General features: G+C 61.9%; 9 protein-coding genes. 8 read left to right on the top strand and 1 reads right to left on the bottom strand.

Annotated elements, in window-relative coordinates:
• Window positions 1–17 precede the first annotated feature (17 nt).
• The 4 genes from O2N64_RS02185 to O2N64_RS02200 all read left to right on the top strand — a co-directional run bounded on the left by O2N64_RS02185 (window position 18) and on the right by O2N64_RS02200 (window position 5545).
• On the top strand, window positions 18–1022 hold the full coding sequence (locus tag O2N64_RS02185; protein WP_271078656.1) for a glycosyltransferase: 1005 nt from the start codon (window positions 18–20) through the stop codon (window positions 1020–1022).
• Between the two features lie 3 nt (window positions 1023–1025).
• Complete coding sequence (locus tag O2N64_RS02190) at window positions 1026–2570, top strand: oligosaccharide flippase family protein (protein ID WP_271078657.1); 1545 nt, start codon at window positions 1026–1028, stop codon at window positions 2568–2570.
• Between the two features lie 96 nt (window positions 2571–2666).
• A complete protein-coding gene (locus tag O2N64_RS02195) occupies window positions 2667–3674 on the top strand; it encodes an aspartyl protease family protein (RefSeq protein ID WP_271078658.1) in 1008 nt (335 codons plus the stop codon).
• A 107-nt stretch (window positions 3675–3781) separates the two neighbouring features.
• A complete protein-coding gene (locus O2N64_RS02200; RefSeq protein WP_271079589.1) occupies window positions 3782–5545 on the top strand; it encodes an ABCB family ABC transporter ATP-binding protein/permease in 1764 nt (587 codons plus the stop codon).
• Between the two features lie 21 nt (window positions 5546–5566).
• Here O2N64_RS02200 and O2N64_RS02205 read toward each other — a convergent pair whose 3' ends face one another.
• Window positions 5567–8407: a M16 family metallopeptidase gene (locus O2N64_RS02205; protein WP_271078659.1), complete on the bottom strand. Its 2841-nt coding sequence runs from the start codon at window positions 8405–8407 to the stop codon at window positions 5567–5569.
• A 240-nt stretch (window positions 8408–8647) separates the two neighbouring features.
• On the opposite strand from O2N64_RS02205, the gene O2N64_RS02210 reads away from it, so the two are divergent.
• From O2N64_RS02210 to O2N64_RS02225, 4 genes are all read left to right on the top strand, one after another.
• Window positions 8648–10153, top strand: a complete 1506-nt coding sequence (locus tag O2N64_RS02210) for a SulP family inorganic anion transporter (RefSeq protein ID WP_271078660.1) — start codon at window positions 8648–8650, stop codon at window positions 10151–10153.
• Between the two features lie 282 nt (window positions 10154–10435).
• Complete coding sequence (locus O2N64_RS02215) at window positions 10436–10741, top strand: hypothetical protein (protein WP_271078661.1); 306 nt, start codon at window positions 10436–10438, stop codon at window positions 10739–10741.
• A complete protein-coding gene (locus O2N64_RS02220) occupies window positions 10742–10912 on the top strand; it encodes a hypothetical protein (RefSeq protein ID WP_271078662.1) in 171 nt (56 codons plus the stop codon). It abuts the gene before it with no gap.
• Between the two features lie 70 nt (window positions 10913–10982).
• Window positions 10983–12101: an acyltransferase family protein gene (locus O2N64_RS02225; protein ID WP_271078663.1), complete on the top strand. Its 1119-nt coding sequence runs from the start codon at window positions 10983–10985 to the stop codon at window positions 12099–12101.
• Window positions 12102–12111 lie beyond the last annotated feature (10 nt).

The raw sequence follows: 12111 nt of genomic DNA on the forward strand, positions 1-12111 counted from the left end.
ACAGGCACTTCGCGCGCATGACACAGTACAGCCCCTCCCCCGCCCTTTCGGTGGCGATGAGCGTCTATAATGGCGAGCGCTTCCTCGCGCCCGCTATCCAGAGCGTGCTCGACCAGAGCTTCGGCGATTTCGAATTCCTGATCCTGGATGATGGCTCGACCGACAGCAGCCGCGCGATCATTGAAGAATTTGCCGCACGCGATACGCGCATCAAACCGATCCTGCGCGAGAATCGCGGATTGGTCGCCAGCCTGAATCAATTGCTTGAGACCGCTGCCGCGCCACTTGTCGCCCGTATGGACGCCGATGATATCTGCCGACACAACAGATTTGAAAAGCAGATCGCCTTTCTGGCCGCCCATCCCGATCACGGGGTCGTCGGCAGCTGGAGCGAAGATATCGATGAGAACGGCCAGCCGTGGTTCACCGGCGGTGTCGATCACGCAGTCACCAATGAAGAGATGAAGGCGGTCGCTGCGTGCGGCGGACAATTGCTGGTCCATCCTGCCGTCATGTATCGAAAGGATATCGTGCTTGGCGTTGGCGGCTACCATGCAGCCTTTCGCCATTGCGAAGATTACGACCTGTGGCTGCGGCTCGCGTCAGAAACAAAGATGGCGAACATTCCAGAGCGGCTGCTGCGCTATCGCCATTATCCGGACCAGGTTTCCAAGAAATATGTGACCGAGCAGACCGTGGGAGCGGCTATCGCGCATGAGGCCTGGCGCGCGCGCGAGGCTGGGAAGCCCGACCCCACCGCCGATCTCAAGACGCTCCCGCCGGTCGACCAGTTGGATGCCCTTTTCGGGGAGGCCGGTGTTGCGTCTCGCGTGCGCGCGCGCGTCGCGCGCGGGATTCTTCATTCTCGCAATGCCATGCGTGACGGTGGTTTCGATATCATCCTGCACCATGTGTCGGAGGGCGGTGACCGCGAGGGACTGTGGCGGACTGTCGCGCGCCTGCTACGCTTTGGTGAACCCGCGCGCGCGCTGCGCCTGACGATGGCGCTTGCCGCTCGGTGAATCATGGCGAGTGACCACAATCATCACCAGCCCACGAACGCTCCTTCAGAAGGTGCCGAGATTCGCGCAACCAAGATGAGTGTCCGCGCTGCTGCGCTGTTGGCGATGGCTAGCCAGATGAGCGCCTTCATCATTCAATTCGCAGCCAGCGTGATCCTCGCGCGGTTCTTTATCGACCCCGATGAGCTGGGCTTGTTCACCATCGCTTTCTCCTTCGTCAGCCTGCTGGCGGTACTGCAGGAGTTTGGCATCACCCGGTTCGTGAATGGCGAAAAGGATCTGAGCGACGAGAAGATCCGTACTGCCTTTACCGTCTCGATCACGATCAGCTGGGCCATCGCGATCATCTGCGTGGCGCTCGCGTGGCCGGTGTCAGCTTTTTACGAAATGCCGGAGCTGCTGCCGCTGATGCTGGTGATCGCGGCGAGCTATTTCTTCGTGCCGCTCGCCATTGTCCCTATGGCGCTGGCGCATCGCAAGCTCGATTTCGTGTCCAACACCATGACCGAGAATGGCGTAGTGCTGGCCAATGCCGTGGTCGCTATCGGGCTCGCTTGGAAAGGCTATGGCGCGCTGGCTCTGGCATGGGGTGCCTTCGCCCAGCAGGTGGCGCGCATGGTCATTTCGCAGTGGCGAGTCGGTTTCATCGTGCCCTTCCCGCCGCGTTATGAAGGTGCACTGCCGATCCTGAAATTCGGCGGCTTCAACACAGTGTTGACCGGCCTCTACCAGGCGGGCGGGCGTCTGCCGGAGCTGCTGATCGGGCGCCTGCTCGATACCGCTGCGCTCGGCCTCTATACCCGCGCGTTCGGTCTTGCGGCGCAATTGCGATTGCTGGTCTCAGGCGCGCTGGCGAGTGTGTTCTATCCTGCCTTTGCGCGCCTTCGGGATCGCGGCGATGCCATCGGTCCGCAATATGAGCGGGTGACAGCGAGCTATTGCGCGATCACCTGGCCCGCCATGGCAGGCCTTGCCGCCTGCGCCGTACCGATCATTTCCATGCTGTATGGCGAGCGCTGGCTGGGTGCGGCCACGCCTCTAGAGTGGATCGCGATTTCGCAATTGCTGTTTATCGCTGTGCCTTTGCACATGGACCTGCCCATCCTGCTCGGCAAAATGCGTCCGCTCGTTTGGCGCTGCGCGTGGGACACGCTCGCCTCAATTGTTCTGTTGCTGATCGGCGCATGGTTTTCGCTCGAGGCGGCGGCTGCCAGCCGTGTCGCCTATGGCCTTGCATGGTTTGTCATCCACGCGCCCTTCATGCAGCGATGCACCGGCTTTCGCTGGAGAATGATGATCCGCATCTGGGCGCTTTCGCTACTGGCGACAGGCTTTGCCATCCTGCCCGTCTGGCTGTCTTATCTCTTTTGGGCTTCCTCATCCGAGGCTAGCTTCGGGCAGCTTTTCGTGAGCGTGCTCGCCGGGATGGCGCTGTGGCTTATCTGCCTTCGCCAGACGCGCCATCCGGCCTATGCGGAGATTCATGGCTATGCGACTGCCGGTCTGAACCGTCTCGGCTGGAGCCATCTCATCCCTGCACCGCGATAGGGCTGTATTGCCTGCATTTGGGCCTCTCCCCAGATACTGATAGAGTAAAAAAAACCTGCTGCAGCCGGGACGCGTCAGCAGGCGGGAGAATGCTTTATGAACTGGCTCGCCCTCAGCGGCATTCTTGCGCTGGCAGGCAGCGTGCTCAGCCCAGCCGATCCACAGTCGGGTGAGCTGCCTGTCGAAAGCGAAACCGTGCCGCAGGAAGCGGATCCGGCGCAGCCTGATGTGCTGATCGACACCATCGGAATGCAGATCGAGCACTATCGTCGCCTGACCGTGCCGGTGATGATTGGCGGCGAGGGTCCGTTCAACTTCATGGTCGATACCGGCGCGCAGGCCACCGTGCTTTCCTCTGAACTCGCGGAACAGCTGCAGCTCTACGACCGCGAGGCAGCAATGCTGGTCGGCATGGCGAGCACGCGGGAGGTGGAAACCACGATGGTGCCGGACTTCACCCTGGGCAGCCGCACCTTCACCATCCGCACCGCTCCCATTGTCGAAGGCAGCAATATCGGCGCGGCGGACGGCATCCTGGGTCTCGACTCGCTCCAGGGACAACGCGTCCTGCTCGACTTCGAAAGTAGCGAAATGCTGGTCACGGAGGATTTCGGCAGGGGCGGCGCGAATGGCTATGACATCGTCGTCAGAGCGCGTGAGCGGCTCGGCCAGCTTATCATTCACCGCGCCGAGATCGAAGGTGTGCGGACGGCGATTATCATCGATACCGGCGCTGCAGGTTCGGTAGGCAACCCAGCGTTGCAAGCACGCCTTCGGACGCGCGAGTCGCTGCAGGATTCCATAATGACCGATGTGAACGGCGTCCGCGTCACCAGCCAGACGCGGATTGCGCGCCGGCTGAACATGGGCCGGGTCGAGCTCAACAATTTCCCGATATCCTTCGCCGACTCCCCGACCTTCCATGTGCTCGGACTGGCCGACGAGCCGGCGCTGATCATGGGCATGAGCGAGCTGCGCCTGTTCGAGCGTGTCGCGATCGACTTTCGCAGCAACCGCGTGCTCTTCGATATTCCGGGCGAAGGCGGTTACGAGCAGCAATGGCGTTTCAACCAGCGCGCCACGCGGCTGCGCCCGCAGGACTGATTGCCCAGCCTTCGCTTGTGTAACGCCTGCACCTTCCCCACTTGGGGGCGGTTGTGAGAGATTTCGGCACGCAAACAGGGACGGGTGAAAGCGCGGATTGGGCGACCATGCGTCGCTTCCTTCCCTATCTGTGGCCTAAAGGCCGGCCCGATCTGAAGCGCCGCATCATCGGGGCAGCTGGCTTCGTGCTACTGTCCAAAGCCATCGTCCTGTCCCTGCCCTTTGCCTATGCCCGCGCGGTGGACACCATGTCTGCCGGTGGCGATCCAGCGGTGTGGGTCGCGATGGCGCTGGTGATCGCCTACGCCGCCGGTCGCTTCGGAAATGTGCTGTTCGATCAGCTGCGCAATATCACTTTCAACCGCGTTGGGCAGGATGCGGTGCGCGAGCTGGCAGAGGATGTCTTTTCGCAGCTGCACCGCCTCTCGCTCCGCTTCCACCTCTCACGCCGCACCGGCGAGATTACGCGCGTGATAGAGCGCGGCACCCGCTCGATCGGGCAGATGCTCTATTTCCTGCTGTTCAACATCGCGCCCACGGCGATCGAGCTGGTGGTCGTATCGATCATTTTCTGGACGATTTTCGGCTGGGAGCTTGTCGCGGCGACCGCAGTAACCGTCGTCACATTTATCTGGACGACCCAGCGCATAACAGAATGGCGCGTCAAATTGCGCAAGGACATGAACGATCTCGATGGGCAAGCGATGGCCCGCGCGGTCGACAGCCTGCTGAATTACGAGACGGTCAAATATTTTGGCGCTGAAGAGCGGGAGCGGCATCGCTACGCCAGCTCTGCGACCGCCTATGCGGAGGCCGCGATCAAGACCGAGAACTCCCTCGGCATGCTCAACATCGTGCAGGCAGTGATCCTCAATCTGATGATGGGTGGCGCAATGGCGTGGACGGTCTGGGGCTGGTCACAAGGCCGCTTGTCTCCTGGCGATCTGGTGCTGGTCAACACCTATCTCATGCAGCTCTTCCGCCCGCTCGATCTGCTTGGCTGGGTATACCGCACAATTCGCCAGGGCCTGATTGACATGGCAGACATGTTCCGCCTGATGGATACCGAGGCCGAGGTGGAAGATGCGCCCGGTGCGCCCGCGCTGGTCGTCCGCCGCCCGACAGTCGTGTTCGACAATGTCAGCTTCGGTTATGAAACAGATCGGCAGATCCTGCACAGCCTCAGCTTCGAAGCGCCCGCCGGATCGACGGTCGCGCTGGTCGGGCCATCGGGAGCCGGCAAATCCACCATCGGGCGGTTGCTGTTCCGTTTCTACGACCCGTCGGGCGGTCGCATTCTGATCGACGGACAGGATATTGCCGAGGTCACGCAGGAAAGCCTGCGCAGTGCGATTGGCATTGTCCCGCAAGACAGCGTGCTGTTCAACGACACCATCGGCTACAACATCGCCTACGGCCGCGATGATCCTTCGGACGAAGAGATTGTGCGCGCTGCAGCGGATGCAAGCATCCTGCCTTTTATCGAAGCACTGCCGCAAGGCTTCGACACCGAAGTGGGCGAGCGCGGGCTCAAGCTGTCGGGCGGCGAGAAGCAGCGCGTTGCCATTGCCCGAACGCTACTCAAGAACCCGCCGATCCTGTTGCTCGATGAAGCGACAAGCGCGCTCGACAGCCGGACCGAGCAGGATATTCTCTCGACCCTCAAGCGGGTCAGCGCAGATCGCACCACCATCGCCATCGCCCACCGCCTTTCGACGATTGCCGATGCCGACATCATCAATGTGATGGATGCAGGGCAAATCGTGGAAAGCGGCAGTCACGCAGACCTGCTGAGGCGCGACGGCCTTTATGCCGAGATGTGGAACCGCCAGCTCAGTGAACAACCGGAAGCGACGGAGGCCGCCGAATAGGCAGCCTCCTTGCACATTAGCTTACATCGCGTCGGCGGGCACCTGCGGATTGGTAAGGTCGAGTGCGCTCGCCGGGATGACTTCTACATTGTCGCGCAGCTCACGCAGCTGGTCGATAAAGGCATCGGCATTGCCGACCACGACGATCGTCGTGTTGTCCGGATCGAAATAGCGATCCGCCGCAGCTGAAGCCTGATCGGCCGTTACATCATTGATGCTCGCCGCATAGTTGGAGATTTCCGCGGGATCGATGCCGAGCGCAATCAGGTTTGCGACCTGGTTGTTGTAGCCCACCGTGCTTTCGAGGCTGCGCGAATTGCCACCCGTCAGATAGAGCCGGCGGCGGTCGAGCAGTTCGTTCGAAAACGGCTCGCTGCCGATGCGCTCATATTGCTCGAGCATCACCGCCACGACTTCATCCACCGTCTCGTTAGCGGTCTGCGCGCTCGCCTGCAGCAGCGGATCTTCCCGCAGCGAGGACAGGCCCGAATAGGAGCCGTAGGACAGAGCACGGTTGGTGCGGATTTCCTCGAACAGGCGACCGCTCGATCCACCGCCGAGAACCGCATTGGCGAGCAGCAGTGGATAGTAGCTGTCTTCCGTGCGCGCCGGGCCGCGGCCCAGCATGAAGACGGCAGCCTGTCCCGCCTCGGGCATATCGATCACTACCGTGCGTGCGGGCTGCCGCTCGCCCGCGGGTGCCTCGATATCGGCCGGGATCGGCGCAGCGCTCGTCCAGTCGCCGAACATTTCTTCTGCCAGGGCAAAGGCGTCTTGCGGAGCGATCCCGCCACTCACCACGATGCGCGCTGCACCCGGGTGCCAATAGGTTTCGCGGTGCTCTGCCAGATCTTCGCGGGTCAACGCAGCGAGCGATTCGGGCGTGCCGCCCGCCATGGTGGCGTAGGGCGCATCACCGTAGATCACCGGCCGCGCGACCATTCCGGCGAGCGATCCGGGCTGGCTGAGCGAGACGCGCAGCGCATCGATCGCGCGGGCGATCTCCCGCTCGAACACATCCTGCGGATAGCTGGCATTGCGCACGACATCGGCGAAGACTTCGCCCGCTGCCGGCATATTGCTCACCGGCGCATAGAGCGTCAGCGAAGAACCATCGCTGCGCGTACCGCCATTGATGCCCGCACCCAGCCGCTCCATCGTTGCGGCGATATCATTGGCGCTGCGCGTCGGCGTGCCTTGGTCGGCGAGACCCGCAGCAAAGCTAGCCGTACCTGCGTCTTCGAACCCGTCACTCGCGGTGCCGCCGGGGAAAAGGATGGTCATCGCGGCAATCGGCACATCGCCCGTTTCGATGGCGATGACTTCGATACCGTTGGAGAGCGTATGGCTGACCATATCCGGCACGGCGACTTCGGGTACTGCGCCGGGGCCCGGAGGAGCTTCGCGCGTCTCCGGCGGATTGACCGCCAGCGGCTCACCCACGGCCGGCGGCAGCGTGCGGAAGCTCGGCATCGGTGCGGGGTTGGCGTAATCGGCAGGATCATGCTCACCGCGCGAATAGCGGATTTCAACGCGGGATCCGGGCGTGAGCCATTCCTGCGCGACGCGCTGGACGTCCTCCACGGTCACTTCGGCAATCGCGGCAAGGCGGCGATCGGCAGCGCGCGGATCGCCCGTGCTGACCAGCGCTTCACCCAGTTCAAAAGCGCGACCACGTGCGGTCTCGCGGCTGAAGAGAGAGCCTGAGATCAGCTCATTCTGCGCTTCGGACAATTCCTCCGCGCTCACAGGCTCGTCACGCATGCGCGCGATTTCTTCCATCAGCACGGCAGCAATCGCGTCGCGGTCCGCATCGGGATTGACCAGCGCATAATGCGCAAACAGCCCAGCCTCTTCCTGGAAGTACGCGAATTGCGGCACCTGCACGGCCAACCCCGGCTCGATCAGGGCGGAATAGAGGCGGCTGTTCTGGCCGCTGCTCATGATCGCATCGAGCACTTCCAGCGCAGGCGCATCGGGATGGGTCGCATCGGGCAGCTGCCAGATATGGCCGACAGCAGGCAGGGGCACGTTGGGCGAGAAGGCCTCGACATAGCGCGCCTCTGTCCGCCGGTCCTCGCGTTCCGTGATCGTCACATCGACCGGGTTTTGACGCGCAGGGATGTCGCCGAAATATTCGTCGACCAGGCCGCGCAGATTAGCCATTTCGAAATTACCGGCGACGATCAGCGTCGCGGTGTCGGGACCGTAATAGGCTTGGTGAAAAGCGCGCGCATCTTCCAGCGTTGCGGCGTCCAGATCTTCGATACTGCCGATGCCAGGGCGGCGATGCGGCAGATCGTCATAGGCATTTTCGGACAGTACCAGTCGCTGCAAAATGCCGTATGGCGGCGCGAGGACGCGGGTGCGGTATTCCTCCTTCACGACATTGCGCTCGGTTTCGAACACTTCGTCATCCACCACGGGGAAATACATCCGCTCGCGGTGGGTCCACAGCATGGTTTCCAGATATTCCGCCGGCACTGTCTCGAAGTAATTCGTGCGGTCGGTGCCGTTGGAGGCATTGCGCGTGCCGCCGACATCGGCCGTCAGGTCGTAGATCATGTTGTAAGGCATGTTCAGCGTCTTGCGGCTGAGGATATGCTCGAACAGGTGCGCGAACCCGCTGCGGCCTTCGGGATCGAGCTTGCTGCCGATTTCGTACCACAGCGATGTCGTGACTGTGGCGGTCGTATCGTCCTGAATGGCGATCACGCGCAGGCCATTGTCGAGCTCCCATTCGGTGAATTCGATCTCCGGCGCGGTCAGCACCGGCGCATCGGCGGCGTCCTGCGCGAAAGCAGGCTGCGATGTGGCGAGCGCAAGCGCAGTCGCTGCGGTAGCAAGCAAACGAAATGTCACGATAATATCCCCTTGAGTGTCCCGGACTTCTTCAGGCTGAGATAGACCGCAAAGCCAATCTAGACGCAAGCCGCATCCGGAACGCGCTCGACGAGCGACATGGAATGCTCTGCGAACGACTTGGCCGCCATGGCACCAGAAGGCCCCGCCCTTGCATTGTGCAGTGCAACATGTATGAGGTCGCGGACGAAATTCTTCGGCGCGCCGCCTCGCGCGCGCCCAGCCATAATGGACATTCCCATGCTGAACACCGCCGCGCTGAAGCGCGACTGGCTCGCCCAGCCGCGTGCCGATATCCTTGCAGGCATCGTTGTTGCCCTGGCGCTGATTCCGGAAGCGATCGGCTTCTCGATCATCGCCGGTGTCGACCCGCGCGTGGGCCTCTACGCCTCCATCGCCATCGCCATGATCATCGCTTTTACCGGCGGTCGCCCCGGCATGATCAGTGCTGCGACAGCTGCGGTGGCGGTTGTTGTCGTGCCGCTGGTGCGCGATCACGGGGTGGAATATCTCTTCGCCGCGACGATCCTGATGGGGATTTTCCAGGCGATTGCCGCCGTCTTGCGGCTCGACCTGCTGATGCAGTTCGTGGGCCGCGCGGTCATCATCGGCTTCGTGAACGCGCTGGCTATCCTCATTTTCATGGCGCAGCTGCCGCAGCTCGATCCGAGCAATGAGGGGGTCAATTGGATCACCTATGCGATGGTCGCGGGCGCGCTCGCGATTATCTACCTGCTGCCCAAGCTGACCACAGCCGTGCCCAGCCCGCTGGTGGCGATCATCGTCCTTGGTTCGATCAGCATCGGCATGGATTTGCCCATCATCACTGTCGGCGACATGGGCGATATTCCCGAAGGCCTGCCCTATTTCATCTTTCCCGATGTCCCGCTGACGTGGGAGACCTTCACGATCATCGCGCCCTACTCCGCAACCATGGCTGCCGTCGGCCTGATCGAGAGCCTGCTGACCGCCAAGATCGTCGATGACATGACGCACACCGGCTCCAACAAACGCCGTGAGACCTGGGGTCAGGGCGTTGCCAATATCGGTGCCGCCATGTTCGGCGGCATGGGCGGTTGCGCGATGATCGGCCAGTCGGTGATCAATGTGACCTCGGGCGGACGTGGTCGCTTGTCGACCTTTGTTGCAGGTCTGACGCTGCTGATCCTGCTCTGGCTGCTCGGCCCGATTGTCGGTCAGATCCCCATGCCCGCTCTCGTTGCCGTGATGATCATGGTGAGCATCGGGACGTTCAGCTGGACGTCCATCCCTAATCTCAAGCACCATCCGTGGCAGGCGAATGTCGTGATGCTGTCGACCGTCGCTGTCGTCGTCGGCACGCACAATCTCGCGCTTGGCGTGCTGGTGGGCGTGCTGATGTCCGGCATCTTTTTCGCTGCGCTGGTCATGAACCTGTTCAGCGTGGAGCGCACCCGCGACGGCGAAACCGCCTTTTACAAAGTCACCGGCCAGATTTTCTTCGCCAGTGTCGAGCGCTTCAACGATGCCATGAAGCCCGAAAGCCAGCGATCCGATCCGGCAGACCATGTTGTGATCGACGTATCAGAGGCGCATTTCTGGGACATCTCGAGCGCCGGGGCACTCGATGCCATCGTGGAACGGATGCGCCGCAACGGCCGCAGTGTGCAGGTCGTGGGGCTCAACGAGGCGAGCGCAGATATGATCGACAAACATGCTGTGACCGACAGGACCGGCGTGGAACTAGGGCTGGCGCCGCATCCGTGAGCCGGATGCTGCGGTGTCCGTGCAGCTTGCGCTCAAGGACATAAACTGCGAAGTCTGTTCCTGAGGGTCGCTCTTGCAACCTCTTGGGGGGATATCGCAGATGAAATACGCAATCAGTGCGGCAGTACTTGCCGCAGCCGCAATCGCGATGCCGGCATCAGCGCATGAGGTGAATGCCGAGTATGCGACGACCGTTGTCGCGCGGGCCCTTCCAGCTTCCATGCAGGCCGATACCGGCGTCCGCATCGAAGGCGAGGACGGTGAAATGACCTGGGCCCAACCATGGACGAGATGCGCAGCTCCACGAGCTCGCGCGAGGAATTCATGGCTGCCGTAAGCTCCGCCATCGAGGACGGTACTCTGACGCCGCCGGCAGCCGGGACCACCGGTTACCTTTGGCGGGGTGCGGCAGACACTTGGGGCTTGGCACCGGAAGCTCTCGAGGGCGAAGGCTGGCAGATCGTCTTCACGCCGTTCGCAACGGGCAGCGATCTGAATCTTCTGGAAGAGCCCGATGGTACCATGCCGTGGGTGATGGCAGGCGGCACACCCTTCGCACACATCATGGTCTTCGGCTCAGCCGAGTAAATGGCGCGCATTTCGGGGCTGCCTGTGTACCTGCACGGGCGGCCCTGCTCGCATTGGCGCGATCCGTGGCTTGCGCACTTCGGCCTGAGTGAAGCGAGCGCGGACATGATCGACAAGCACGCTGTGACGGACCGGACCGGCGTCGAAATCGGCCTTGCCCCGCATCCCTAATCGTTTGACGGTTCGCCATTAGCTGATAGCCCTCCCACTTGAGCGCATGGCGCGCGAGGGGCTGCGATTTTTGGCGAGACACGGGCAGACATTCCATACGCTCAACGGCATGCGCGGCATTGCGGCGATCGCCGTTGCGATGATGCATTTCCAGTGGTTTCTGGCAGGCCTGCATCCCGCGATTGTTTCGCTGGCGGTCGACTTCTTCTTCGTACTCAGCGGTTTTGTGATCGCCTTTGCGTATGAAAAACGCCTGCAAAGCGGCCTCAGGCGACGCGATTTCCTGCTCGCGCGTTTCATTCGGCTTTACCCGATGTTTCTCGCCGGGATGCTGCTCGGTATTCTGGCGGTCACCCTTTACCAACCGCCGCAGGACATGACCGCGTTCTGGGGTAATGTCGCCCTCAATTCCTTCATGCTGCCCTATCCGTTCGAATTTCCGGCAGTGAATGATGACCTTTTTCCGCTGAATTTCCCTGCGTGGTCGCTGTTTTTCGAGCTTGTGGCCTACACCCTCTTCGCCTGCCTGATGCCCAGACTTGGAAACCGAACTCTGCTGATCCTGATCGCAGCAGGTTTTCTCGCGCTGATAGTCATCGGGGTGACGCAAGGCACGCTGGATCGCGGCGTATGGCGGCCGAGCTGGCCGGGCGGGCTGGCGCGCGTAACTTTCTGCTTCTTTGCAGGCGTTGGGCTCTATCGCTTATGGCTGCGCAAACCCACAAGGTTCGCTTTGCATCCTGCGATGATGCTGGCCGTGCTCGCCACCCCGCTGCTCTGGCGCCCCCATCCAGAATTGGACAATGCGTGGCTCTATGAGCTGGCAGTCCTCACAGTGTGGATGCCTCTCATGGTTTGGCTCGGGGCGGGCAGCCATGCCTCCGGGGCATCGCAGCGAGCATGCGCGTTTCTGGGCACGATCAGTTACCCGCTATATATAGTCCACGCGCCGCTGGTGCTGATCGCAATCAATTTCAACAATCGCCAGGGCGATGCCTTTTTCATGGCCAATGCCCCTTGGGCCGGATTTGCCTTCATTGGCGTGCTGATAGCTCTCGCATGGCTGCTCGCCACCTTTGTCGACCTGCCCGTTCGGCGCTTTCTCGTGAAAAATCTGCTGGCTGATCGCTTGCGAGTCTCAGCGAAAGCGGAGAGCGCTAAGGACGGTGACCCGGCCAGCGCTCCCTAGCGCTGCAGCA

It is taken from the genome of Aurantiacibacter sp. MUD61, from assembly GCF_027912455.1.
Lineage (GTDB): Bacteria > Pseudomonadota > Alphaproteobacteria > Sphingomonadales > Sphingomonadaceae > Alteraurantiacibacter.